At 71.6% G+C, this 25,313-nt stretch carries 18 protein-coding genes; 14 read left to right on the top strand and 4 right to left on the bottom strand.

Going from position 1 to position 25,313, the window contains the following annotated elements; genetic code table 11:
• Nucleotides 1-10 precede the first annotated feature (10 nt).
• From OHB44_RS19640 to OHB44_RS19630, 3 genes are read right to left on the bottom strand one after another with little or no spacing between them, the layout of a single operon-like run.
• Nucleotides 11-1,036 (bottom strand): D-alanine--D-alanine ligase family protein, encoded by a 1,026-nt coding sequence (locus tag OHB44_RS19640; RefSeq protein WP_330437801.1) that lies wholly within the window; start codon nucleotides 1,034-1,036, stop codon nucleotides 11-13.
• The gene (alr, locus tag OHB44_RS19635; RefSeq protein WP_266302222.1) at nucleotides 1,033-2,175 is read right to left on the bottom strand and encodes an alanine racemase; all 1,143 of its coding nucleotides are present in this window, start codon (nucleotides 2,173-2,175) and stop codon (nucleotides 1,033-1,035) included. Before alr ends, OHB44_RS19640 begins: the two co-directional genes overlap by 4 nt.
• The gene (locus OHB44_RS19630) at nucleotides 2,172-3,335 is read right to left on the bottom strand and encodes an acyltransferase family protein (protein ID WP_266302223.1); all 1,164 of its coding nucleotides are present in this window, start codon (nucleotides 3,333-3,335) and stop codon (nucleotides 2,172-2,174) included. Before OHB44_RS19630 ends, alr begins: the two co-directional genes overlap by 4 nt.
• A gap of 149 nt (nucleotides 3,336-3,484) precedes the next feature.
• Between OHB44_RS19630 and OHB44_RS19625 the strand changes: the two genes are divergently transcribed.
• Together OHB44_RS19625 and OHB44_RS19620 are read left to right on the top strand one after the other, a co-directional pair.
• A complete protein-coding gene (locus OHB44_RS19625; protein WP_266302224.1) occupies nucleotides 3,485-4,357 on the top strand; it encodes an LLM class F420-dependent oxidoreductase in 873 nt (290 codons plus the stop codon).
• 183 nt (nucleotides 4,358-4,540) lie between these two features.
• Nucleotides 4,541-6,586 (top strand): protein kinase domain-containing protein, encoded by a 2,046-nt coding sequence (locus tag OHB44_RS19620; protein ID WP_442932615.1) that lies wholly within the window; start codon nucleotides 4,541-4,543, stop codon nucleotides 6,584-6,586.
• A 65-nt stretch (nucleotides 6,587-6,651) separates the two neighbouring features.
• Here OHB44_RS19620 and OHB44_RS19610 read toward each other — a convergent pair whose 3' ends face one another.
• Nucleotides 6,652-8,913 carry a catalase gene (locus tag OHB44_RS19610; RefSeq protein ID WP_330437800.1) on the bottom strand — a complete coding sequence of 754 codons (2,262 nt, stop codon included), beginning with the start codon at nucleotides 8,911-8,913 and terminating at the stop codon, nucleotides 6,652-6,654.
• Between the two features lie 184 nt (nucleotides 8,914-9,097).
• On the opposite strand from OHB44_RS19610, the gene OHB44_RS19605 reads away from it, so the two are divergent.
• The 12 genes from OHB44_RS19605 to OHB44_RS19550 all read left to right on the top strand — a co-directional run bounded on the left by OHB44_RS19605 (nucleotide 9,098) and on the right by OHB44_RS19550 (nucleotide 25,296).
• Entirely contained in the window at nucleotides 9,098-9,997 is a 900-nt protein-coding gene (locus OHB44_RS19605; RefSeq protein ID WP_330437799.1) for an alpha/beta hydrolase family protein, read from the top strand.
• A 136-nt stretch (nucleotides 9,998-10,133) separates the two neighbouring features.
• A complete protein-coding gene (locus OHB44_RS19600) occupies nucleotides 10,134-10,922 on the top strand; it encodes an ABC transporter ATP-binding protein (protein ID WP_238682541.1) in 789 nt (262 codons plus the stop codon).
• Nucleotides 10,919-11,641 carry an ABC transporter ATP-binding protein gene (locus OHB44_RS19595; RefSeq protein ID WP_238682540.1) on the top strand — a complete coding sequence of 241 codons (723 nt, stop codon included), beginning with the start codon at nucleotides 10,919-10,921 and terminating at the stop codon, nucleotides 11,639-11,641. The genes OHB44_RS19600 and OHB44_RS19595 overlap by 4 nt, the downstream gene beginning before the upstream one ends.
• Before the next feature lie 33 nt (nucleotides 11,642-11,674).
• On the top strand, nucleotides 11,675-12,553 hold the full coding sequence (locus OHB44_RS19590) for a branched-chain amino acid ABC transporter permease (RefSeq protein ID WP_091399163.1): 879 nt from the start codon (nucleotides 11,675-11,677) through the stop codon (nucleotides 12,551-12,553).
• Nucleotides 12,550-13,662 carry a branched-chain amino acid ABC transporter permease gene (locus OHB44_RS19585; protein ID WP_266302226.1) on the top strand — a complete coding sequence of 371 codons (1,113 nt, stop codon included), beginning with the start codon at nucleotides 12,550-12,552 and terminating at the stop codon, nucleotides 13,660-13,662. Before OHB44_RS19590 ends, OHB44_RS19585 begins: the two co-directional genes overlap by 4 nt.
• 86 nt (nucleotides 13,663-13,748) lie before the next feature.
• Nucleotides 13,749-15,035, top strand: a complete 1,287-nt coding sequence (locus OHB44_RS19580) for an ABC transporter substrate-binding protein (RefSeq protein WP_238682538.1) — start codon at nucleotides 13,749-13,751, stop codon at nucleotides 15,033-15,035.
• Between the two features lie 145 nt (nucleotides 15,036-15,180).
• Nucleotides 15,181-15,948 carry an SDR family oxidoreductase gene (locus tag OHB44_RS19575; RefSeq protein ID WP_238682537.1) on the top strand — a complete coding sequence of 256 codons (768 nt, stop codon included), beginning with the start codon at nucleotides 15,181-15,183 and terminating at the stop codon, nucleotides 15,946-15,948.
• A 94-nt stretch (nucleotides 15,949-16,042) separates the two neighbouring features.
• Entirely contained in the window at nucleotides 16,043-16,654 is a 612-nt protein-coding gene (locus tag OHB44_RS19570) for a TetR/AcrR family transcriptional regulator (RefSeq protein WP_238682536.1), read from the top strand.
• Between the two features lie 82 nt (nucleotides 16,655-16,736).
• Nucleotides 16,737-19,544, top strand: coding sequence for a helix-turn-helix transcriptional regulator (locus OHB44_RS19565; RefSeq protein WP_330437798.1), 2,808 nt, complete (start codon nucleotides 16,737-16,739; stop codon nucleotides 19,542-19,544).
• 46 nt (nucleotides 19,545-19,590) lie between these two features.
• Nucleotides 19,591-20,739: an acyl-CoA dehydrogenase family protein gene (locus OHB44_RS19560; RefSeq protein WP_266302229.1), complete on the top strand. Its 1,149-nt coding sequence runs from the start codon at nucleotides 19,591-19,593 to the stop codon at nucleotides 20,737-20,739.
• Nucleotides 20,740-20,756: 17 nt separating this feature from the next.
• Nucleotides 20,757-21,221 (top strand): MaoC family dehydratase, encoded by a 465-nt coding sequence (locus OHB44_RS19555; protein ID WP_330437797.1) that lies wholly within the window; start codon nucleotides 20,757-20,759, stop codon nucleotides 21,219-21,221.
• Nucleotides 21,222-21,651: 430 nt separating this feature from the next.
• Nucleotides 21,652-25,296 (top strand): nSTAND1 domain-containing NTPase, encoded by a 3,645-nt coding sequence (locus OHB44_RS19550; RefSeq protein ID WP_330437796.1) that lies wholly within the window; start codon nucleotides 21,652-21,654, stop codon nucleotides 25,294-25,296.
• Nucleotides 25,297-25,313 lie beyond the last annotated feature (17 nt).

Here is a 25,313-nt window from a genome sequence, read left to right as displayed (position 1 = left end):
GGGCACCAACTCACACCAGGTGGTCGACCGCTCGGACCGGCCGGGGCAACCCGCTGTGGTGGCCGTGGTCCTCGTCGGCCAGCGCGCCGGCGATCAGGATGTCGATCAGGGCCGCGAACTCGATGCCGGCCTGCTGCCAGATCTGCGGGAACTGGGACGCGGCGGTGAAGCCGGGGAACGTGTTGACCTCGTTCACGATGGGCTCGAGCGACCCCTCGGTGGGCAGGAAGAAGTCGACCCGCAGCAGCCCACGGCAGTCGAGGGCCTGGAAGGCGCGAATCGCACGGTCCTGGAGCACCTCGGTGGTCGCCGCGTCGAGTGGGGCGGGAATCTGGAAGATCGCCCCGCCGTCGTACTTCGCGTCGTAGTCGAAGAAGCCGGCACCGGTCACCCGGATCTCCAGCGGCGGGCCGGCCTGTACCCGGCCGTCCGGGTGCTGGAGGACCGCCACGTCGATCTCGCGTCCCCGCGCTCCCTGCTCGACGAGCACCTTCGGATCGACCTGGCGGGCCTGCTCCAGCGCGGCGGGAACTCCTGCCCAGTCGTCCACCCTGACGACGCCCAGGCTCGACCCGGCGCGGGCCGGCTTGACAAAGACCGGCAGCTCCAGCCGGCGCTGATCCTCGGGCGACAAGGCCTCGCCGGGACGCAGTGTCACTCCCGGGCTGACCCGCAGGCCCTCCGCCGCGAGGAGCCGCTTGGTGACCCCCTTGTCCATGCCGGCGGCGCTGGCGAAGACGCCGTTACCGACGTACGGCACGCCGAGCCACTCCAGCAGCGACGACACGGTGCCGTCCTCGCCGTACGGGCCGTGCAGGGCCGGGAACACCACGTCCTGGGCACGCAGGACGCGCAACGCCGCAGGCAGGGGCGTCGGTCGGCCGCCGACGTGCCACCCGCCGTCGCGGTCGATGAGCACCTCGGTGACCTGGTACCGCTCACGGTCCAGGTGGGCGAGGATGCTCGCCGCCGAGCGGCAGGACACGTCGTGCTCGCCGCTCTGCCCGCCGTACAGCACTGCCAGTCGGGTTGTCATGAGTTCCGTGCCCTTCCGTGGAGGTGCTCGCGGGCCACCCGGGCCCCGATGCCGGTCAAGATCTCGTGCGGGTTGGTGTCGGCCCAGCGGGCCCACTCGACCACCGTCGGAGGGTGCTGGTCGCCCTCGGCCGGGCCGAACACCACGACCGGGTCGCCGATCGTCACGGGAAGATCCCCGGCGTCGACCACGCACTGGTCCATGGCGATGCGCCCGACGATCGGGCACCGCCGGCCGGCGAGCCACACCGAGGCGCGGCCACCCGCGGCCCGGGGCAGCCCGTCGGCGTAACCGAGCGGCAGCAGCGCCAGGGTGGTCGGTGTGCCGGTCACGTGCTCGGGCCCGTAGGAGACGCCAGTGCCGGCCGGCACCCGCTTGACGTTGACCACGCTCGTCCGCAGGGTCATCGCGGGGTGCAGCTCGAACCCGCCCGGACCGCTCACGCCGAACGGGTCCACGCCGTAGAGGGCGATCCCGATCCGGCAGAGGTCGAAGCGGGTCCGCGGTGCGCAGAGCGCGGCCGCCGAGTTGGCCAGGTGAACGAGATCAGGATCCAGGCCAGCCGACCGTGCGGTCCGCAGCGCCTCCTCGAAGTTCGCCACCTGACGGGGGAGCGCGGGGGCGCCCGGCAGGTCGGCGTCGGCGAGGTGGGACCACACCCCGCGCACCCGGATCCCACCCTCTCGCTCGTACTTGCGGGCCCAACCGACCAACTCGGGCCAGTCGTCCCCGGCGGCCCCGTTGCGGGACAACCCGGTGTCCGCCTTGAGCTGCACCGTCGCCGGCACGCCGAGCAGACGGGCCGCGTCGGCGACGGCGTGCAGGTGCGTCGTCGTGGACACGCCGACGTCGACGCCACTCTTGATCAACATACCGAAGTCGTCATCCGGGCTGTGCAGCCAGCTCAACGTGGGTGCTGTCACACCCTCCTCGCGCAGGGTCAGCGCCTCGGCCGTCGAGGTCACTCCCAGCCAGGACGCGCCGGCGCGCAGCGCGGCCCGGGCCACCTGCACCGCGCCGTGGCCGAACCCGTCGGCCTTCACCACGGCCATCAGTCCGGTGCCGGTGACCGACGCGATCGTCCGCACGTTGCTGGCGATCGCGTCCAGGTCGATCAGGGCTTCGGCGAGGGCGCTCATCCGGCCGCCTCCACCCGTCGCGAGCCGGGCAGCGCGAACAGCCAGCCCGCGCGGGCCGCCAGCAGCCCGCGGTGAACGGCCAGGCTCAGACCGATCACCAGCCCGCTCAGCAGAACCGGATAACCGAGCACGATCAGGCCCTGAGCGGACCCACCCAGCCCGGAAACCGGTGCGAGCAACAGCCGGTGCAGCAGGGCCAGGACCGGCATGTGAATGACGTAGATCGGCAGGGTGATGCGGCCGAGCCTAGCCAGCGGTTCGCTGAGCGCCGACCACCGCGACAGCCGGGCAGCGGCGGTTATGCCGAAGATCACTGCCACCACGGAGACCGCCGGCCACACCCCGAACCACTGCTGGGCGCCGGTCACCGCCATCGCGGCGAGGGCCAGGACGTAGCCACCCGAGGTGAGCAACAGCCGGCGGCGGGTGGCGGTGGCGGCCCACTGCTGAATCTGCGGCCGCAGGTACAGGCCGGCGAGGAAGAAGACCAGGTTCTGGTAGAGGCCGGCGCGGTTGCCCGGGGTGTCGAGCAGGCCGGCGGCGGCGACGGCGGACAGCGCGGCGGCGGGGACCAGGACCAGCGCCCGGGGCACCCGGCGGGTCAACGTGGCGATCGTGAAGTACAGCGCCAGGGCGTACAGGTACCAGAGGTTGGACGGCGTGATGGTGAGCTGCTCCAGCACGCCGAGCGCCGAGGTGGCCCGGTCGGTCGGCAGTTCCGGCGCGGCGGCGAGGACGACTGTGTGGATCAGCAGCCAGACGGCGTACAGGTAGAGGAACCCGGCGACCCGGCTGCGGGCGACCACCCGCCACGGCCGCTGGGCGGCGTTCGCCGCGAAGAGGCCCGAGATGGTGAAGAACAACGGCATCCGCAGCGGGAGGAACTGCTCACCCAGCATCCCCCAGAACCCCGGCACCGGTACGCCGATGTGCCAGTCGATCTGGAGGTAGTCCTTCACGACGACGTGCCACAGGACGACGAGGATGATGCAGACGCCCTTCGCGGCATCGGCCCACTGCGCCCGGTGTGATCCGGCGGCGGGTGCGGTCGCGGAGGCAGAGGTGGGTCCGGTCCGTTGGCGGTGGCGGAACCGGACGCGTGGCGCGTCGGGCTCCGGCTCGGCGGGCCGGGATTCGGTCGGAGAGAGCTGTTGGATCACCCACCGAAAGCTGCCAGCCGGATATCCGCACGTGATCCACGAATTGTCACGGTCCGGTAATGGACGCCGTCGGACCCGATCCGTGGGCGGTTCCGAGCCGCCCCCGGCGGAAGCCAGGCGGCACTAGGCTCGGTGCGGAGGTGTCGAACATGAAGCTCGGGCTGCACTACTGGAACTACTCGACCCCGGCCGACCCGGCCGCTATCGCACCGACCCTGGCGCAGACGGCGACAGTCGCCGAGCAGGCCGGCGTCGCGTCGTTCACTGTGATGGACCACTTCTTCCAGATGGACGCGGTGTTCGCGGCCGAGGAGCCGATGCTGGAGGCGTACACCACGCTCGGCTACGTCGCGGCCATGACCCAGCGGATGACGCTGGGCGTACTGGTCACCGGGGTGATGTACCGCTACCCGGGGTTGCTCGCCAAGACCGTGACGACCCTCGACGTGCTCTCCGGCGGCCGGGCCCGCCTCGGCATCGGCGCCTCCTGGTACGAGCGGGAGCAGCTCGGGCTGGGTGTGCCGGTCGTCCCGGTGGCCGAGCGGTTCGAGCGGTTGGAGGAGACGCTGCGCATCTGCCTTCAGATGTGGAGTGCCGACGACGGCCCGTTCAACGGAAAGCACTACCAGCTCGCCGAGACCATCAACTCGCCGCAGCCGTTGAGCCGCCCGCGACCGCCCATCATGATCGGCGGTGGCGGCGAGAAGAAGACCCTGCTGCTGGTGGCCCGGTACGCCGACGCCTGCAACCTGTTCGGCCGCGGCGGTAGCGACGACGTCGCGCGCAAGCTGGATGTGCTGCGCGGGCACTGCGCCGCCGAGGGCCGCGACTACGACACCATCGAGAAGACGGTGGTCGCCGCCCAGGCGCCGCTGGACGACACCGACGCGTTCCTCGCCGAGGTGTCCGAGTACGCCGCGCTCGGGGTGAGCGAGGTGCAGGTGACGCCGGATCGGGACCCGATCGAGTTCGCCCGGCGGCTCGGTGACGAGGTGCTGCCCCGGCTGGCCGACATCGACTGAGCCCGCCTCGACCGGCGCGGGTGCCACCGTGAACACATGGCCAATTCCTGGTGGCTCAACGGTGCGCCCGCGCCGTCTGTGGCTCCACAGACGACGTTGTCGGCGAGGATGAGCCGAATCACATACGGTAGTTCGCTTCGACTGCCGGAAATTGTTCGACGACGTGCCAGGTAGCCTCTCCGGGTGTCGCAGATGTTGCCGCTTCTTGTTACCGATCGGTATGACGTCGTCGAGCTCATCGGCCAGGGCGGAATGGGTCGAGTGTGGAAAGCCCGCGACCGAATGCTGCAACGGGACGTCGCCATCAAGGAAATTGTTCCGCCCCCCGGCCTGACCATTGAGGCGCGACAGGAATTGCGGGTCCGCTCACTTCGGGAGGCCCGGGCAATCGCGCAACTCGACCACGTCAACGTCGTCCGGGTCTTCGATGTGCTGTTGAGCGCCGACGGCGACCCGCAGATCGTGATGGAGTACGTGCCGTCCCGCTCGCTGCACGACACCATCACCACCGACGGTCCCGTCCCGCCGGTGCGGGCGGCCGAGATCGGGCTGGCCGTGCTCGGCGCGCTGCGCGCCGCCCACCGCGCCGGGATCATGCACCGCGACGTCAAACCGGCGAACATCCTCGTCGGCGCGGACGACCGCATCGTGCTCACCGACTTCGGCCTGGCCACCGCCGTCGAGGACGTGAACCTCACCCTCAGCGGTGTGGTGCTCGGCTCGCCCGCGTACGTCTCTCCCGAACGGGCCATGCGGGGCACTGTGGGTCCGGAGGGGGATTTCTGGTCGCTCGGCGCGACCCTGTACGCCGCCGTCGAGGGCCAGTCGCCGTACGCCCGGCCGTCGAGTCTGATGAGCCTCACCGCTCTGGTCACCGAGCCGCCGCCCGCGGCGCGACGGGCGGGACCGCTCGCGCCGGTGCTGGCCGGTCTGCTGCGCAAGGACCCGGCCGAGCGGATGGATGCCGACGCGGCCGAGCAGTTGCTCCGGGCGGCGCTGGACGGCACACCCCGGCCGCCCATCGCGGTGACGTGGCGTCCGGCGCCCGCCGCGTCAACGGCGATCACGGCCCATCCGATCGACGCGTCCGACGTACCCCGGTCGTCGGCCCCGGTGGCAGCGGATCGTGCCGGTCGGGGACCGGCCCGCCGACGGCGGACCTGGCTTCTCGGTGGCCTCGCGGCAGTGGTCGCGCTCGGCCTGGCGGTCGGGGTTCCGCTGGCCACCCGCCGTGCGTCGCGGCCGGCCGGGGGAGGGGTCGAGTTGGTGGACGCCGCAGTGCCGGGTGCGCCGTCGACGCCCGGTGCCGCATCGACGACCGCTGCGCTCCGAGCGATCTCGTGGTCGGTCTACCGGGACGGCAGCGGCTTCTCGATGCCGGCGCCGCGTGACTGGCAGATCGTCCGGCGCGGGCAGCGGGTCGAACTGCACGAGCCGGGCGGCGAACGGATGCTGGTCGTCAGCCAGACCGACTCGCCGCGCACCGACCCGTTGGCCGAACTGGCCGGCCCGGCCGTCGGTGAGCGGTACCGCGACTACCGCCGGGTCGAGCTGCTCGCCGTCAACTACCAGCTCAAGGCCGCCGACCTGGAGTGGGTTTACACCAGCGAGGCGGGCACCGCGATGCGCGGGCGTCAGCGCACCTTCACGACGGAGAAGCGTCAGGGTTACAGCATCGCCTGGTTGACACCCGAGTCCGCCTGGGCGGTCGCCGGGACGGACGCGTTCCGGGAGATCACCGCGGGTTTCCGGCCGGCGTCGACGGCGGGTGGGGCCACCCCGTCGGCCACGCCGGACCGTCGAGTGTCACCGACCCCGAGCGTGCCCCCGACGCGGTCGGGCAGCCGGCTCGTCGGGGTGGCGAGCAAGCGGTGCCTGGACGTCAGCGCGCCGGAATCACCCGACCCGGTCCGGCTCGGGATCTGGGACTGCCGGGACGACCGCGCCTCCCACCAGCTCTGGGCGATGCGCTCGGACCGGAGCATGCAGTTGGGTGGGCGTTGCCTGGACGTGCTGTCCGCGTCCAGCGACGCCGGAGCGGCGATCCAGCTCACCACCTGCAACACGACCCCGGCGCAACAGTTCACACTGAACGAGGCCGGGCAACTCGTCAACGCGCACAGCGGACTGTGCCTGGGCACTGTCGGCCAGAGCACCGCGAACGGCGCGATGATCGAGCAGCGCAGCTGTAGCGCCGGCACGAGCCATCTGCAGTGGACCCGGCGATAGCGCCCGGACACCGACGAGGGCCGTCCTCCTTGCGACACGGAGGACGGCCCTCGTCGGTGGTTGGGTCAGGCGACCGCTGCGGGGAACCGCTCCCAGACGCGGTGCGCGGCCATCAACTGCTGCACCGCGGTCAGCGCCTCGGCGCCCGAGCCCGCCGCCACGACGCCCGGGGTGCCGGCGACGCCGGCCTGCTCCAGCACCGTGACACCTGCGCCCCAGGCACCGATCGCCTTGGCGTGCCGCCAGCACTCCTCGACAAGCAGCAGCACGCGGGGATCCACGGTGGCCGGTTCCGGCGTGCCCGCCTTGGCGTCGCGGGCCGGTAGGGCATCCGGTGCGGGCGCCGGCGCTCCGGCCAGCAGGACCGCGTCGAACTCGACCGATCGGCCGGTGGCGAAGGTGCGCTGCACCGACAGGTCGCCCACCATGCCGCCGTGTGGGGCGATCACCAGCGGCACCATGCCGGCGCTGAACACGGCCCGGCGGACCTCGTCGACGCCGTCCAGGTCGCCGGAGGGGTCGACGACGATCCCGACCATCCGGCCGTCGCTCGGCCACTCCCGACCGACCTGCGACAGCGCCGGGCTGGGCGTGACGTCGGGGAGCGGCACTGTCGGCTGGGGTGCGGGCAGGCCCAGGCCGGTGGCGACCTGCTCGCACAGCACCGGGTCGATGTTGGCGAGGCTCCGCAGCTGACGCTCCTTGATCGCCTGGTGGTAGCACTTACCCAGCTCGAAGGTGTACGCCCGGATGATGTGTTCCTTCTCGACCGGCGACATGCTCAGCCAGAACAGGCGGACCTGGCTGTAGTGGTCGTCGAACGAGGCCGGGTTCGCGCGTACCTTCGGCGCCTGCGCGACAGTGACCGGCACGTCGACGAAGGCGTGCTCGGCGTCCCCGGCGGGGAACGGGTTGCCGCCGTCGAGCGAGTTCGGTCGGTACGGCGCGACGCCGGCGTGCACGGCGTGCTGGTGGAAGCCGTCGCGCAGCATGTCGTTCACGGCGGCGTGCGGGCGGTTGATCGGGATCTGCGTGAAGTTCGGCCCGCCCAGCCGGGTGAGCTGCGTGTCGACGTACGAGAAGAGCCGGCCCTGCAACAGCGGGTCGTTGGTGACGTCGATGCCCGGGGGCAGGTGACCGAGGTGGAAGGCGACCTGTTCGGTCTCGGCGAAGAAGTTCGTCGGCGTCCGGTTGAGCACCAGCCGCCCGATGGGCTGCACCTCGGCCAACTCCTCCGGCACGATCTTCGTTGGGTCCAGCAGGTCGATGCCGGCGAAGGTCTCCTCCGGAGTGTCCGGGAAGACCTGGATGCCCAGCTCCCACTCGGGGTACGCGCCGGCCTCGATGGCGTCGTAGAGGTCGCGGCGGTGGAAGTCCGGGTCGATGCCGCCGATCAGCTGGGCCTCCTCCCAGGTCAGCGAGTGCACGCCCAGCTTCGGCTTCCAGTGGAACTTGGCCAGCACCGTCTCCCCGGCCTCGTTGACGAGGCGGAAGGTGTGCACGCCGAAGCCCTCCATCGTCCGGTACGAACGCGGAATGCCCCGGTCGGACATGTTCCAGATGGTGTGGTGTTGCGCCTCGGTGTGCAGCGACACGAAGTCCCAGAAGGTGTCGTGGGCGCTCTGCGCCTGCGGGATCTCCCGGTCGGGGTGCGGCTTGCCGGCGTGGATGATGTCCGGGAACTTGATGGCGTCCTGGATGAAGAAGACCGGGATGTTGTTGCCGACCAGGTCGAAGGTGCCCTCGTCGGTGTAGAACTTCGTGGCGAAGCCACGGGTGTCGCGGACGGTGTCGGCCGAACCCCGCGAACCGAGCACCGTGGAGAACCTGACGAAGACGTCGGTCTCGCGTCCCTTCTTGAGGAAGCCGGCCCTGGTGACGGCCTCGGCGGTGCCGTACGCGGTGAACACCCCGTGCGCGCCGGCGCCTCGGGCGTGCACCACACGCTCCGGAATGCGCTCGTGGTCGAAGTGCGTGATCTTCTCGCGGAGGTGGTGGTCCTGCAGGAGCACCGGGCCGCGCGGGCCGGCCTTGAGCGAGTGGTCGGTGTCGCGCAGCCGCGCCCCGTTCGCGGTCGTGAGGTAGGCCCCCTGCTGACCGTTCGCGATCGTCGGCGCGCCGGTCTGCGCGCCGGTTGGCGTGCGCGTCTGCGGTGCCCCCTGTTCCGGCTTCGGCGGCAGCGGGTCGTGCGGCGTCGTCGGCTCCTCGAGCGGCGGTGGCGCGCTCCCCGGCGCACCGGGGATGTCCGGGGTGAGGGCGTCGGCGATCTTTCCTGAGGCGGTCTTCACGACGTTCTTGACTGCCTCGGCGGGCTTGCTGGAATCCACTGAATGAACCTCTCCATGGCGCGTGTGCGGGCCGGCGCCTGCCCTGCTACCCCAGGTCAGAGGGTCGAAACACGACTCATCTCGGCATCCTGCGCCGGGACTGGTGATTTCGCCGATGCCGGGATCGGCCAAGCAGCCAAAACTGACATACGTCGATATCCCTCGACTTTAGGGAGTGCCCGACGTGTCCTCACCAACCACCACCCGTCCCCGTTCCGTCGCAGCCCGCGCCACCCGGCTCGCCTTGGCCGCCGTCCTGGCCGCCGGTGGCATCCTGGTCGGATCCCCCGGCGCCGCCCAGGCCGCCGGCCCGTACGACAGGGGCCCCGCCCCGACCACAGCGATCCTGGAGGCAAGCCGCGGCCCGTTCGCGACGTCCTCGCAGAGCGTGTCCTCGCTGAGTGTCACCGGCTTCGGCGGCGGCGTCATCTACTACCCGACCAGCACCAGCGAGGGCACCTTCGGCGCCATCGCCATCTCGCCCGGTTACACCGCCGCCTGGTCCAGCATCAGCTGGCTCGGACCGCGCATCGCCTCGCACGGCTTCGTGGTGATCGGCATCGAGACCAACAGTCGGCTGGACCAGCCGGCCAGCCGGGGTCGGCAGCTCCTCGCCGCGCTCGACTACCTCACCCAGCGCAGCTCGGTGCGGACCCGGATCGACAGCAGCCGACTCGCTGTGGCCGGTCACTCCATGGGTGGCGGGGGCAGCCTGGAGGCGGCCTCGTCGCGGCCGTCCTTGCAGGCCGCGGTGCCGCTGGCGCCGTGGAACACGGACAAGAGCTGGTCCGAGTTGCGGGTGCCCACGCTGATCGTGGGCGGGGAGAGCGACAGCGTCGCGCCGGTCTCGTCGCACTCGGTGCCCTTCTACAACAGCATCCCGGCCTCCGCCGAGAAGGCGTACCTGGAGCTGAACGGGGCGAGCCACTTCTTCCCGCAGAGCACCAACACGCCGACCGCGCGGCAGATGGTGGCCTGGTTGAAGCGGTTCGTCGACGACGACACCCGCTACGAGCAGTTCCTCTGCCCCGGCCCGAGCGGCTCGCAGATCCAGGAGTACCGCAACACCTGTCCCAGCGCCTGACGGCGGTCACGGGGCGGTCGCCGCTGGCGGCCGCCCCGTCCACGTGCGTAAAGGGGCATTGAAGGTCTTGACGCCAAACCCGAGAAACGTACACTGCGAGTGTAAATAAACACCCGCCACGACAGAGGGATGGGTGATGGAGCGCGGCCTCGAACTGCACCACATCGGCGTCCGTTTCGGCGGCCTCACCGCCCTCGACGACGTGTCCCTGCGGGTGCCACCCAACCGGGTGGTCGGCGTCATCGGGCCCAACGGCGCCGGCAAGACCACGCTGTTCAACGTGATCTGCGGCTTCGTCGCACCGGAGACGGGTTCACTCACCCTCGACGGCCGGCCGCTGCGGCCACGGCCGCACCGGCTGACCCGGCTCGGCATCGCCCGGACCCTCCAGGGCACCGGCCTCTTCGCCGGGCTGAGTGTGCTGGAGAACGTGATGACCGGCGCTTCGCACACCGCCCGTGCCGGCTTCGTCCCGGCGTTGCTCGGGCTGCCGGCCAGCGACCGCGACGAGCGCCGGCTGCGCGGGGACGCCCTGGCCATCCTCGACGAGCTGGGCATCGCCGAGCACGCCGGAGCCGCGCCGACCACCCTGCCCTTCGCCGTACGCCAGCGGGTCGCCCTGGCCCGCGCGCTCGCCGCCCGGCCCCGGCTGCTCCTGCTCGACGAGCCGGCCGGTGGCCTCGGGGCGGACGACATCGCCGAGCTGGCGGAGCTGGTCCGGCAACTGCCCCGACGGGACACCGACCCCTGCGCCGTGCTCCTGGTCGAGCACCACATGGACCTGGTGATGGCCGTCTGCGACGAACTCGTGGTCCTCGACTTCGGCCGGGTCATCGCCGCCGGCGCCCCGGACGAGATCCGCGACGACCCGGCGGTCACCGACGCGTACCTCGGTGCCACAGTCGAGGAAGAGGTCTCCCCATGAGCGGCACCGACCTTCTCGTCGTGCGAGGGCTGGTCGCCGGTTACGGCGCCGCGCCCGTGTTGCGGGCCATCGACCTCACCATCCCCGCCGGCACGATCGCCGCTGTCGTCGGCGCCAACGGCGCCGGCAAGACCACCCTCCTGCGCGCGCTCTCCGGCATGATCCGCCCGGCCGCCGGCCAGGTCCTGCTGGCCGGTGAGGACCTTCGCGGTACGCCGGTGGAGCAGCTCGTCCGACGCGGCATGGCGCACGTCCCGGAGGGCCGGGGCGTGATCAGCGAGCTGACCGTCGACGAGAACCTGCGGCTGGGCGGCCTGTGGCGGCGCGACCGGGCCGACGCCGGGCGGGCCCTCGACGAGGTCTACCAGCTCTTCGAGCCGCTGGCCCGACGCCGCCGGCACCTCGGTCACCAGCTCTCCGGCGGCGAGCGGCAGATGCTCGCGCTCGGTCGGGCCCTGGTCGGCCGCCCCCGTCTGCTGTTGCTGGACGAGCCGTCGCTCGGCCTGGCGCCACGGGTGGTCGCCCGGACCATGGCACTGCTCCGCCAACTGCGTGACCGGACCGGGCTGACCGTCCTGCTGGTCGAGCAGAACGTGCGCAGCGCGCTCGCCGTCGCCGACCAGGGCGTCGTGATGTCCCTCGGTCGGGTGGTGATCGCCGCCCCGGCGGTGCAGCTACGCGACGACGTCGACCTGCGCCACGCGTACCTCGGTTTCTGACCACCACCATCTCGTCCCCCGGAGGGAGGACTGTTGGACCGCTTCGTCTTCCTCACCGTCGACGGCCTGTCCCGGGGCGCGGTGTACGCCGCGTTCGCGCTGGCCCTGGTGCTCATCTGGCGGGCGGCGCGGGTCGTCAACTTCGCCCAGGGGGCGATGGCCGTCGCCGCCGCGTACGTCGCCTACACGGTCAGCACCGCTACCGGTTCCTACTGGCTGGGCTTCGTGGTCGCGATCGTCGCCGGCCTGCTGCTCGGTGCGCTGGTGGACCGGGTGGTGATGCGGCACGTCGACCACGCCTCACCGCTCAACCCGGTGATCGTCGCGCTCGGGCTGGTGCTGCTGATCCAGGCCGTGCTCGGCATGGTGTACGGCAGCGAGTTCCGCCCCGCCGAGGCCCCGTTCAGCCGGTCCGCCCTCACCGTGGGCGGGGTCGCCGTGCTGTCCCCGTACGACCTGTTCGTCTTCGCCACGATCGGCGTGGTGGTCAGTGGCCTGGCCTGGATGTTCGCGCGTACCCCGGTGGGGTTGCGGATGCGCGCGGCGGCCTTCGCTCCGGAGGTCTCCCGGCTGCTCGGGGTCAATGTCGGTGGGATGCTGACCCTCGGCTGGGCGCTCGCCTCCGGGGTGGGCGCGTTGGCCGCCATGCTGGTCCTACCGACCGAGCTGGGCCTGCACCCGCACGCGATGGACCTGGTGTTCGTCTCGGCGTTCACCGCGGCGGTGGTCGGCGGGCTGGACAGTCCACCGGGGGCGGTGGTCGGTGGGCTGGTGGTGGGGTTGCTGCTCTCCTACGTGAGCGGCTATGCCGGCAGTGACCTCACCCCGCTCGCGGTGCTGGTCCTGCTGCTGGCGGTGCTGCTGGTCCGGCCCGGTGGGCTGTTCGCCCCGGTCGCGGCGAGGCGGGTGTGAGCGCCACGAGGGCGGCAGTGCCGCCGAGGGAGCAGCTCGACGACCCGGGCGGCCGACCGGTCGACAGCCGACGCGGCTCCACACTGCTGCGCCACCTCGCCGTGGTGGCGGCCGCCGGGCTGCTGCTGGTGGCGGTCAGCTACTCCGTCGAGCCGTTCCGCAACTTCCAGCTCGCCACGGTGGCGGCCTACCTCTGCGCGACCGCCGGGCTGACCGTCCTCACCGGGCTCAACGGTCAACTGTCGCTCGGACACGGCGCGCTGATGGCCACCGGGGCGTACACGGTGGCGCTGTGCCAGACCGCGTTCGCCGACCGGGGGATGACCGGCGGCTGGCTGTTGCCGCTGTCGTTGGCTGCGGCGATCGTCAGCACCGTCGCGGTCGGCGCGGTGGTCGGTGTGGCGGCGGCCCGGCTGCGCGGCCCTTATCTGGCCGGGGTCACCCTCGCGGTGGCAGTGGTGGTGCCGGCGCTGGCGGTCACCTTCGACGGCGTGTTCAACGGAGAGCAGGGGCTGTCGGTGCCGGTGGAGCCGCCACCGCTGTCGCTCGGCCCGTACTTCCCGTACGAGCGGTGGCAGCTCTGGGTCACCGGCGCGGCCACCCTACTCGCGTTGCTGCTGTTGGCGAACCTGATCCGCAGCCGGTACGGGCGTACCTTCCGGGCGGTCCGCGACGACGAGGTGGCGGCCCGTCTGGCCGGCATCCACGTGGCCCGCACCCAGGTCCTCGCGTTCGTGGTCAGCGCCGCCACCGCCGGGCTCGGCGGTGCGCTGCTGGCGGTGCTCGCGCAAAGCGTCTCACCCGGCGCGTTCTCGCTGACCCTGTCGCTGTTCCTGCTGATGGCCGTGGTGATCGGTGGCCTGGGTCGACTGACCGGTGCGCTGTGGGGGGCCGTCCTGCTGGTCGCCCTGCCCGATCTGACCCACTCGGTGACCGAGATGCTCACGCTCTCGCCCGCTGTGGCGCAGCGGCTGGAGGGCAACCTCCCCCTGGCGATCTTCGGTCTCACCCTGATCGTCGTCATGATCGCCGCCCCCGGCGGTGTGCAGGGTCTGCTGTCGCGTCTCGGCCGGGCGTTGCTGGCCAGGCGGCCGACCCGGCGTTCCTGAGCTGTCCTCGGTCCGGCCTCGGCCGGGCGCCCCACCACCACACCGTTCCCCACAGAAAACCGGACCGAGAAAGGTCGGTGTTTCCCATGCACCGTAAAGCGCATCGCGGCCTCGCGATCGCCAGCACCCTTGCCCTGCTCATCACCGCAGCCGGCTGTAGCGGCGACGACGGCCCCGGCTCCGGCGGTGCGTCGGTGCCGGGCGTCACCGACACCGAGATCGTCGTCGGCACCCACATGCCGCTGACCGGCCCGGCCTCGGCCGGCTACTCGAAGATCGCCCCGGCGACGAAGGCGTACTTCGACTACGTCAACGCCAACGGCGGAGTGCACGGCCGCACGATCACCTACAAGATCATGGACGACGGCTACAACCCGGCGAACACCCAGCAGGTGGTTCGTCAGCTCGTCCTCCAGGACAAGGTCTTCGCCGTCCTCAATGGTCTGGGCACGCCGACGCACACCGGTGTGCTCGACTTCCTCAAGAGCAACCGGGTGCCCGACCTCTTCGTCGCCTCCGGCAGCCGCAGCTGGGACCAGCCGGACAAGTACCCGGGCACGTTCGGGTTCAACCCGGACTACACGGTCGAGGGTAAGATCCTCGCCAACTACGCGAAGACGAACCTGGCCGGGCAGAAGGTCTGTTTCCTCGGTCAGGACGACGACTTCGGCCGGGACAGCCTGGCCGGCGTGGAGAAGGTGCTCGGCGCCGGCGCCGTGGCGGTCAAGCAGACGTACGTCACCAGCAACACCAACGTGGCGCCGCAGATCGGCGCGTTCAAGGCGGCCGGGTGCCAGGTCGTCGTGCTCGCCACAGTGCCCGGCTTCACCGCGCTGTCCGTCGGCACGGCGGCCAGGCTGGGCTTCAAGCCGCAGTGGCTGGTCTCCAACGTCGGCGCCGACCACCCGACCCTGGCCAAGCAACTCGGCGCCGCGGCGCCGCTGCTGGAGGGAATGGTCGGCACCAACTACCTGCCGATGCAGAACGACACGGCGAACCCGTGGGTCCAGCTCTTCACCAAGGTCAACAAGGAGCACAACGGGGACGCGCCGTTCGACGGCAACACCGTCTACGGCATGTCGGTCGGCTACCTCTTCGTGCAGACACTGCTCGCCGCCGGCAAGGACCTCACCCGGGAGAAGGTGCTGGAGGCCGTGCAGAAGGGCGGCTTCCAGGGCCCCGGGCTGGTGCCGCTGCGCTTCTCCGCCACTGACCACTCCGGGTACGGCGGCCAGCGGTTGAGCCGGGTGAGTGGGGGAGTGCAGAGCTACTTCGGGCCGGCGTACGAGACCGACGAGGCGGATGGGGCGGTCAACGAGTACACCGCCACCCCGGCCGCGCCACCGGCGAACGGGGTGCCGACCGTCTCCTGAGGCCCCGCAGCCCCGACGTCCGACCGGGCGTGGTTCCCCCTGACCACGCCCGGTCGGACTGCTGCGCGCGTGCTGCCGGAGCGGTCTGCCGCTCGATCGCCGGAGGCGTTGACCGATACCGATAGACGCTCTTACTATCTGCACCGTGAATGCATATTCGGGCCGACTCGCGGACCGGGTCGCCATCGTCACCGGCGCCAGTCGCGGGATCGGTCTGGCCATCGCCCAACGCCTCGTCGCCGAAGGCGCGCGGGTGGGCGTGACCGCCCGCCGCCCCGAAGGGCTGGCCGAGGCGGTCGCCACCCTGGGCGGTCCGGCACACGCCCTCGCGGTGCCGGGCCGGGCCGACGATCCCGAGCATCGGGCCGCCGCGGTGAGTCAGGTCGGCGCGGCGTTCGGGCCGGTGGATCTGCTGGTCAACAACACCGGCATCAACCCGGTGCACGGCCCGCTGGTCGAGCTGGACCTGGCCGCGGCCCGCAAGATCCTCGACGTGAACGTTGTCGCGGCGCTCGGCTGGGTGCAGGAGGTCTGCGCCGCCGGCATGAGCCAGCGAGGCGGCTGCGTCGTCAACGTCTCGTCGATCGCCGGGCTCGGCCCGTCGCCCGGAATCGCCTGCTACGGGGTCAGCAAGGCCGCGCTCAACCACCTCACCGCCAGCCTCGCCGTGGAACTGGGGCCGACGGTCCGGGTCAACGCGGTCGCCCCCGGCGTGGTGAAGACCCGCTTCGCCGCCGCCCTCTACGACGGGCGGGAGGCCGAGGTCGCCGCACGATACCCGCTCGGACGCCTCGGTCTGCCGTCGGACGTGGCGGGCGCTGTCGCCTTCCTGGCCTCCGACGACGCCAGTTGGATCACCGGGCAGACCATCGTCTGCGACGGCGGCGTCTCGCTGACCGGCAGGGTCGGATGACGGCGTCGGCGGAGCGTCCGGAGCCGCTGATCAACGGCTGTCTAGACTCGGCGGTGCGTCGGGGGACGCCGTGGCGGTGAGGGGGCGAGGGCGGATGGACGCAGTCGATGTGGCGGGCCGGGTCGACGGGCGCACCGCCCGCGCCGAGCGCACCCGCGCCGCCATCGTCGAGGCGCACCTCGCGCTCATCTCCGAGGGCGACCTGCGTCCGACCGGGGAGCGCATCGCCGAGCGGGCGGGCATCTCGCTGCGCACCCTCTGGACCAACTTCAAGGACATGGAGACGCTCTTCGAGGCCAGCGGCGCGGAGGTGCTCCGCCAGCAGGACGCCGCCTACCGGCCGATCTCACCGGGCCTGCCGTTGGCGAAGCGGGTCGACGCGTACTGCCGGCAGCGGGCTCGACTGCTCCAGCTCATCGCGTCGTCGGCGCGGGCCGCCCAGATGCGTGAGCCGGTCTCCGAACAGCTGCACCGCAACCGTCTCAAGCACATCGAACGGGTTCGCGACGAGGTCGAGGAGCTCTTCGCCGTCGAGCTGGCCGAGGCCGGGGCGGGACGGGAGCAGTTGCTCAACGCCCTGGTGGCGGCGAGCACCTGGCAGGCCTGGTCGATGCTGCGCTACGGGCTCGGTCTCGGCGTGGACCAGGCCCGCGCGGTGATGGCCCGGACCGTGGGCGCCCTGCTGGCCGAGGTCGCGCCCGACTGATTCCGGCCCGGCCCGATATCGACCCCTCTTTCCATTCGGTTTCCGATGGGTAACACTGGCAGGCATGGTTACTGCATCAAGAGTGCAACTAACCGTGCTGCGTGGCCGGGACGACGAGTGCCGGGCTGTCCGGAGCCTGCTCGACGGCATGACCAACGCCGGCGGTGCCCTGCTGTTGCGCGGAGAGCCCGGATCGGGCCGTACGGCAGTTCTCGGCTACGCCCATCGGCACGCCGAGGGTGACTGCACGGTGCTGGCCGGCAGCGGGCTCGCCGAGGAGGCCGCCCTGCCGTACGCCGGCCTGCAACGCCTGGTCGACCCGGTGCTCGACCGGGCCGCCGGGCTCCCCGGCGAGCAGCGCCAACTGCTGCGGCGCGCACTGGCCGGGGAGAGCTGCCCGGCCGACCGGCAGTTGACCCTGTCGATGGCGGTGCTCGGGCTGCTCGCCGCCGCCGCCCGGGACCGGCCGTTACTCGCCACCATGGACGACATCGACCGAGGTGACCCGCAGACCGCGCAGGTGCTGGCGTTCGTGGCCCGCCGACTGCGGCACCTGCCGCTCGCCGTCCTGCTCAGCGCGGACGTCACCGCCAACCTCGACGGGATACCGGCACACCGGCTGCGCGCGCTGAACGAGCACGAGAGCCGCGCCGTCCTCACCGATCGACTCGATCGGCTGTCCGGGCGCGAGGGCGTCGACCGGCTCCCCGACCGGCCAGCCGCGTCGGCCCTGACCGCGTTGGCCACTATCGGCGGCGGCAATCCGCAGGCCCTGGTCGACCTCGCCGATGTGCTCACCGCGGGGCAGTGGCGGGGTGAGGAGTCGCTGCCGGCAGCGCCACCGGCGGACGGAGCGCTGGGTCGCGCGTACCGAGCCCGGCTGGACCGGCTGCCCCCGGAAACCCGACGAGTGCTGTTGCTCGCCGCGCTCGACGAGGACGGCGAGCCGGGCACCCTGATCCGGGCCGCGGCGGCTGCCGGCGCCGAGGTCGAGGCGCTCGCCCCGGCGGAGGTCGCCGGCCTGGTGCGCGTCGAGCAACGAGGCGTCACCTTTCCGCAGCCGCTGGTGCGCACGATGATCGCGGCCAGCGCGCCGCTCGCGGAGCGCCGCGCGGCGCACCGACTGCTCGCCGAGGTGCTGGTCGCGGACGGGCAGCGGCTGCGCCGGGCGATGCACCTCGCCGCCGCGACGGCGGGTTCCGATCCGGTCCTCGCCGCCGAGCTGGAACAGGCGGCGGTCGGCGGATCCGACGGCTGGGCCGCCGCCTCGGTGGCCCTGCGGTGGGCGGCCGAACTGAGCGACCGGCCGAGGCTGACCGCTACCCGTCTGCTGGCCGCCGCCCGGTACGCCTGGGCCGGGGGGCAACCCGACGAGGCCCGGCTGCTGCTCGACCGCCTGCGCGCGGTCTGCGTCGACCCGGTCGTCCGAGGCCGTGCCGACCTGCTCCGCGGCGAGCTGGAGCTGCGCTGCGGCACCGCGTCGAGTGCGTCTGCCACTCTGCTGGCCTCCGCCGCGGCGGTGGACGGCACCGACCGCGCCCTGGCGTTGACCGGGCTGGTGCGGGCCGGCGAGGCGGTCTGCTTCACCGGCGAGCAGTACCGGTACGCCGAGGTCGGCCGGCGGGCACTGCCGTTGCGGCGCCCGGACGACCCGCCGGCCCTGGAGGTCATGGGGTGCCTGATCGCCGGGGTGGCGGCGACCCTGCGGGGCGACCACGAGCGAGCCGGGCCCGCGCTGCGCCGCGCCGTGGTGCTGGGCGACCGGCTGACCGGTTGGGCGTTGACCCCCACCGCGCTCAGCTGCGCCGCGGCGGCCGGACTGCTGGTGGCCGTGGACGGCGCGGCTCACCGGCTCGCCGAGCGTGCCGTCGAGCTGGCCCGGGAACGGGGTGAGCTGTCCATGCTGTCGCGGGCGTTGGAGCTGCGGGCGGTCGCCGAGTACTGGCTGGGCCGACACGAGGCGGCGGCGGAGACCTCCCGCGACGGGCTGCGCGTCGCCCGGGCGACCGGGCAGGTCAACTGCGCCAACGTCCACCTGGGCATGCTCGCCGTCCTCGCCGCGATCCGGGCCGATCGGGAGACCAGCCTGCGGCGGATCCGCGAGATCGGCGAGTCTCCGACGCCGGGCAGCCGCCCGCACGCGCTCGCCGCGTGGGCCCTGGCGGTGCTCGATTTGGTCGACGGTCGGCACGCCGAGGCCGCGGAGCGGTTGGCGTCGCTGGCTCGGCTCGGCACGCGTCGGGGGCAGGTCCTCGTGCAGGTGATGGCTACCCCGTACCTGGTGGAGGCGGCGGCGCACCTGGCGCACCGGCCGGCGGCGACGGCCGCGCTCGCCGCGTTCGACAGGTGGGCCAGCAGCACCGCGAGCCCGTTGCGCCGGGCCCTGTCCGCGCGGTGTCACGCACTGCTCGCCCCCCGGGGCGGTGCCGAGGCGGAGCGGGACTTCCAGGCGGCGCTGCGCCTGCACCCGACCGAGGCCGGCACGTTCGAGCGGGCCCGCACCGAACTGCTCTTCGGCCAGGAGCTGCGCCGCAGTCGACGCCCTCGCGACGCGCGCACGCACCTGCACCAGGCCCGCGAGATGTTCAGCCTGCTCGGGGTGGAGTGCTGGGCCGAGCAGGCCACCACGGAGCTGCGGGCGGCCGGGGAGTCGATCGGTCCGCCGGACCTGCCCGCGGCGCGGTTGTTGACAGGCCAGCAACTGCGGATCGCCGAGCTGGTCGCCGAGGGTGCCACCAACCGGGAGATCGCCGCCCGGATGTTCCTCTCCACCCGCACTGTCGACCACCACCTGCGCAACGTGTTCCACCGGCTGGGCATCCGTTCGCGGACCGAGCTGGCCCGCGCGTTCACCGCCGAGCGGCACGTCGGTCTGGCCTCCGACCGGTGAACGTCCGGTCTGGACGCGTTTAACTATCACCGCTAGTTTGAGCGTCATGGACCTCACCCTCTCCGCCGAGCAGGCGGCGGTCCGCCAGCTGGCCGCCGAGTTCGCCGACCGCGAGCTGCTGCCGCACGCGGCCGCCTGGGATCGCCGCGAATCAGTCGACCCCACCATCGTCGGCATGCTCGGTGACCTGGGCTTCCTGGGGCTGACCATCGCCGAGACCGACGGCGGTTCCGGCGGCGACCACCTCGCGTACTGCCTGGTCCTTGAGGAACTGGGCCGGGGCGACTCGGCGGTGCGCGGCATCGTCTCGGTCTCCCTCGGCCTGGTCGCGAAGTCGATCGCCGCGCACGGGAGCGCGGAACAGCGCGCCGAGTGGCTACCGAGGCTCTGCGCCGGCAGCGCACTCGGCTGCTTCGCGCTGACCGAGCCGGACAGCGGCTCGGACGCGGCCGCCCTGCGCACCCGTGCGGTCCGCGACGGCACCGACTGGTTGCTCACCGGCACGAAGACGTTCATCACCAACGGCACCACCGCCGACGTCGCGCTGGTCTTCGCCCGCACCGGCGGCCCCGGGCACCGAGGAATCAGCGCGTTCCTGGTGCCCACCGACAGCCCGGGGCTGACCCGGCGGGAGATCCACGGCAAGCTCGGCCTGCGCGGTCAGGCCACCGGCGAGCTGGGCTTCGACGAGGTGCGCGTGCCCGACACGGCCCGTCTCGGGGCCGAGGGCGCCGGATTCCGGCTGGCCCTGGCCACCCTCGCCAAGGGTCGGATGTCGGTGGCCGCCGGATGCGTCGGCATCGCCCAGGGCTGCCTCGACGCGGCGGTCGGTTACGCCGGGCAGCGCACCCAGTTCGGCAAACCGATCGCCGGGCACCAGCTCGTCCAACAACTGCTCGCCGCCATCGCTGTGGACACCGCCGCCGCCCGCTTACTGGTGTGGCAGGTGGCCGATCTGATCGACCGCGACCAGCCGTTCGCCACCGAGGCGTCGATGGCCAAGCTCTTCGCCAGTGAGGCCGCCGTCCGCGCGGCCAACAACGCGGTCCAGGTCTTCGGTGGGTACGGCTACATCGACGAGTATCCGGTCGGCAAGTACCTACGCGATGCCCGGGTGGCCACCCTCTACGAGGGCACCAGCCAGATTCAACAACTCCTCATCGGCCGCGCGCTCACCGGCGTCAACGCCTTCTAGCTGCAGGGAGATCCGGTATGAGAGTCTTCACCTCGTTCGAGGAGTTGGCCGCCGCGACCGGCGAGAGCCTCGGGCCCGGTCCGTGGCAGCCCATCGAGCAGAGCCGCGTCGACCTCTTCGCCGACGCCACCGACGACCACCAGTGGATCCATCTCGACCCGGTCCGAGCCGCGGCGGGGCCGTTCGGCGGGACGATCGCCCACGGGTACCTCACCCTGTCGCTGTTGCCGGCGTTGGCCGGCGGGCTCTATCGGGTCGAGGGGGTGGCGATGGGCGTCAACTACGGGCTGAACCGGGTGCGCTTCCCCGCGCCGCTGCGGGTCGGCGCCGCCGTACGCGCCACCGCCACCATCGCCGACGTGTCGCCGGTCAGCGGCGGTGTGCAGTTGGTCGTGACGGTCACCGTGGAGAGCGACAGCGGCGGCAAGCCCGTCTGCGTGGCCGAAACCGTGAGCCGGCTCTACCGCGCCGTGGAGCAGTGACCCTTCCGGGTGCTGACAGGGCGGCGACGGATCCCGTCGCCGCCCCGTCACCGCACCGCCCTAGCGGTCGAGGCGGAAACGAACTGGTCTTGTTCCTCGAGCTGGTCGCCAGAGTGATAGGGAAATCGTAATCGAATAAAATCCCCCTCGCCTATCCGGGATCGCGTGACACCCCCCGATTCCAGGACGACGATCGGTGCTGCGGGTAACAACGCCGATGCCGTTTCTGGTGTGCATCACACACCCCCTCCCGGTCGTCCTCCGTGTCGTCGATCGCGTCGGATCATCGAACGTGGCCGCGCGCCTAGTTGCGCTGTGGCCGCTACCCGACAGTCGCCGATCGGCTTCCACGGAACTAGATATAGTCCCTGATGGATTGTTTGCCAATCATGTCGCCAGGCTGACAAACAACTCTGTGACGGGGGACAAGGTGGGAAGACCTGAGCGGCCGCTCGACCCGGAGGCAGGCGAGTTGGAGCGGTTCGCGCTCGACCTGCGCCAACTGCGGACGAAGGCAGGTTCGCCGACCTACCGTCAACTGGCCCGACGCGCGCACTTCTCGGTGACCACCCTGGCGAAGGCGGCCAGCGGCGAGACCGTGCCAAGCCTTCAGGTGACACTGGCGTACGTGGCCGCCTGTGAGGGCGATCCGGCCGAATGGACCCAACGGTGGCACAGTCTGATCGCAAGCATGACGTCCGCCGAGACGGTGGGGGGCAGCCGCGGGCCGTATTGGGGTATGGCGGCGTTCCAGCCGGAAGACTCGGAATGGTTCTTCGGACGTGAGCGCCTGGTGGCTCAGCTCCGGGAAATGCTCACCCGCCTCCGGTTCGTCGCGGTTTTCGCCCCTTCCGGTGCGGGAAAGTCATCCCTGCTCCGAGCGGGTCTGATAGCGGCAGTGGTCGACAATCCCGCCAAGGGTCAGCCGGCCTGGGCCACGGTGCTGATGACGCCGGGCGAACATCCCATCGAAGAACTCGCGTTCCAGCTCGTCAGTGAACCGGACCTGGCTCGTGACACGGCCCAGCGTCACCTGGTCGATGAGCCCGCCAGCATTCGCGCGACGATTGAGCAGATTCTTGATGCCCGTCCATCGGGAGCGACCATGCTCATCGTGGTGGACCAGTTCGAGGAGCTCTTCACGCTCTGTCGCGACGAGGGGGAGCGGTCGGGGTTCGTTGCCGCGCTGCTCGCCGCGGCGGAGGTCCCCAGGGTCCGCGTGGTGCTGGGAGTGCGAGCCGACTTCTATGGTCGGTGTGCCGCCTACCCGGCCCTGGTGGCCGCTCTTCACGAGCACCAGCTGCTGATCGGCCCGATGGACGAGAAGGATCTGCGTCGGACGATCACCGGCCCTGCCGAGCGCGCCGGGTTGCTGGTGGACCCGGCGTTGGTGGAGATGGCCGTGGCAGACGTTGGCGGCCAGACGAGTGCGCTGCCGCTGCTGTCCCACGCGCTGTTGGAGACGTCGCGCCTGCGGCAGGGCAAGCGGATCACACTGGCCCACTACCGCGAGTCGGGGGGTGTGAACGGCGCCATCACCCGCACCGCCGAAGGGGTGTACGCGCAGTTCGATGAGGGGCAGCGAGGGCTGGCACGCGACATCTTCCTGCGCCTGACCGCCCTCGGTGACGGCACCGAGGACACCCGACGCCGGGCACCCCTGGCCGAGTTGGTGGGCGGGGCAGACCCATTGGCCGCGGCCGAGGTGCTGGGCAGGTTGACAGCCGCGCGGCTGGTGACGGCGGACGAGAAGGGCGTCATGGTGGCCCATGAGGCCCTGATCCAGGAATGGCCCCGGCTGCGTCGCTGGCTGACCGAAGATCGGGAGCTGCTGCGCGCGCACCGCAGGCTGACGGAGGCTGCCGCCGAGTGGGACCGGCACGACCGCGTGGACGGATTCCTGTATCGGGGGGTCCAGTTGGCGCTCTGGGCAACACACCAGGTGCTGGACCTCAGTGACCTGGAACGGGACTTTCTGGAGACCAGCCGTGCGCGAGAGAGCCGGCGCCGGGCAGCCCGACGGCGCCGGACCAGCGTGGCGTTGACCGGGCTCGCGGCAACCGTTGTCGTGGTGAGCGTCCTCGCGGCAGTGGCGCTCGTGCAAGCGGACCGGGCGGCGGCCGAACGAGACCTCGCTGTTTCCCGGCAGCTGACGGTCGAGGCCAACAACCAACTGCGGATCGATCCGCAGCAGGCGCAGCGCCTCGCCCGACGCGCTCTGACCACACGCCCGACCGTCGGTGCGGAGATGGTGCTCCGCCAGGCCGCCGTCGATGACCGACTGCAGACGATTGTGCCGATGAGCAGCAAGAAGGCATTGGGCGTGGCGTTCAGTCCGGACGGGAGGCGGGTGGCCGCCACCGGGGCGGACGGCGAGGTGCGGGTGTGGACCTGGGCCGGGCACGGCGTCTCCGGACCAGGTCTGGCTCTCACCGGCGGACCCGAGGGACAGGTCTGGAGCCCGATGTTCAGCCCGGACGGGAAGCGACTGGTCACCGCCGGCTCGGACGGCACCGTCCGGATCTGGCAGGTCGATGGAGGCGCTGGGCCCGTCGTCCTGCGCGGGCACGAGGGCCCGGTCTGGGGAGTGGCCTTCAGCCCCGACGGACGGTCGGTCGCGAGTGCTGGCGAGGACACCACAGTTCGGGTCTGGGATGCTCACGGTGGCGGCCGACCGGTGGTGCTGCGTGGGCACACGAAGGTGGCTGTCGGTGTGGCCTTCAGCCCCGACGGGCGCCGGTTGGCCAGCAGCAGCCACGACACGACGGTACGGCTCTGGGATCTGGCCGCGCGATCCACCAGAAGGATCCTCACCGGGCCACGAGAGGCCACCAGGACGATGGTGTTCAGCCAGGACGGCACCCGCCTGGCCTGCTCCAGCACCGACGGTACGGCCTGGGTGTGGCCGCTGACCGGATCGGCGGCCCCGGTGGTGTTGCGTGGGCACGAGGGCACCGTGGAAGGGCTCGCGCTGAGCCCGGACGAGCAGTGGATCGCGACCACCAGTGACGATCTGACCGTACGGATCTGGAACGCCAACGGCGCCGGTGACCCGTTGGTGCTGCGCGGCCACACCAACCGGGTCTGGGCGTTGGCGTTCAGTCCGGACGGATCCCGGCTGGTGAGCGCGGCCGATGACGGTACGCTACGGATCTGGGACGCGGGCAGCGATCGTCTGATCCTGCGGGGCCACGAGAAGGCCACCTGGTCCGCCGCGTTCACCCCGGACGGGCAGCGGGTGGTCAGTGGCGGCGAGGACGGCACGGTACAGGTCTGGAACCTGGCCACACCGGCCGAGCCTCGGGTGCTCGGCCGGCACGACGGCGACGTCTACGGTCTCACCGTGAGTCCGGACGGGACGAGTGTGGCCACGGGCGGCCGCGACGGCAGCGTACGAGTCTGGGACATCGCCGGCAGACACGATCCTGTGGTGCTTCGCGGGCACGAGAAGCAGGCGTGGATCGCCGACTTCAGCCCTGACGGCCGTCGCCTGGCCAGCGTCAGCAACGACGGGAGCCTGCGAATCTGGGACCTCACCGGCCAGGGTGCCCCGGTGGTCCATCGAGTCGCCGAAGAGATCCGGTACGCCGCCTTCAGCCCGGACGGCAGGAAGGTCGCCACCGCTGGTGCGGAGGGCACACTACGGATCTGGGACGCCTCCGGCACCGCCGAACCACTACTACTTCCCGGTCACGAGGGACTGGTATGGGCGGTGGACTTCAGCCCGGACGGACAACGGGTCGTCAGTGCCGGCTTCGACGGCACCGTGCAGATCCATTCCGTCACGAGCGGCAGCGCGCCGATGGTGTTGCGAGGACACGAGGGTCCCGTCTGGCACGTGTCGTTCAGCCCGGATGGGCAATGGGTCATCAGTTCTGGAAAGGACGGCACCGCTCGGCTGTGGCGCGCGTCGGAGGCCGCGCAGTCCGTGACCTTCGGCGGATTCGGCGCCTCCGTGGAGACCGTCGACTTCAGCCCGGACGGCCAGCGGCTCGTCTCGACCCATGACGACGGCACCGTACGAGTCTGGTCCTGCCGCGCGTGTGCCCCGGTCCAGAGCCTGCTGGAGCCGTGACCACGGCCGTCCATCGT

Origin of the sequence: Micromonospora sp. NBC_00821 (assembly GCF_036347035.1) — a bacterium.
GTDB classification, from domain to species: domain Bacteria; phylum Actinomycetota; class Actinomycetes; order Mycobacteriales; family Micromonosporaceae; genus Micromonospora; species Micromonospora hortensis.
Note: the sequence above shows the minus strand (reverse complement) of the source record. Positions and strands in the feature narration are given on the sequence as shown.

What these genes read in the sequence shown, in the direction of transcription:
- OHB44_RS19640 (WP_330437801.1), bottom strand. Translation starts at nt 1,036, where the DNA reads ATGACAACCCGACTGGCAGTGCTGTACGGCGGGCAGAGCGGCGAGCAC.
- alr (WP_266302222.1), bottom strand. Translation starts at nt 2,175, where the DNA reads ATGAGCGCCCTCGCCGAAGCCCTGATCGACCTGGACGCGATCGCCAGC.
- OHB44_RS19625 (WP_266302224.1), top strand. Translation starts at nt 3,485, where the DNA reads ATGAAGCTCGGGCTGCACTACTGGAACTACTCGACCCCGGCCGACCCG.
- OHB44_RS19600 (WP_238682541.1), top strand. Translation starts at nt 10,134, where the DNA reads ATGGAGCGCGGCCTCGAACTGCACCACATCGGCGTCCGTTTCGGCGGC.
- OHB44_RS19595 (WP_238682540.1), top strand. Translation starts at nt 10,919, where the DNA reads ATGAGCGGCACCGACCTTCTCGTCGTGCGAGGGCTGGTCGCCGGTTAC.
- OHB44_RS19580 (WP_238682538.1), top strand. Translation starts at nt 13,749, where the DNA reads ATGCACCGTAAAGCGCATCGCGGCCTCGCGATCGCCAGCACCCTTGCC.
- OHB44_RS19570 (WP_238682536.1), top strand. Translation starts at nt 16,043, where the DNA reads ATGGACGCAGTCGATGTGGCGGGCCGGGTCGACGGGCGCACCGCCCGC.
- OHB44_RS19560 (WP_266302229.1), top strand. Translation starts at nt 19,591, where the DNA reads ATGGACCTCACCCTCTCCGCCGAGCAGGCGGCGGTCCGCCAGCTGGCC.
- OHB44_RS19555 (WP_330437797.1), top strand. Translation starts at nt 20,757, where the DNA reads ATGAGAGTCTTCACCTCGTTCGAGGAGTTGGCCGCCGCGACCGGCGAG.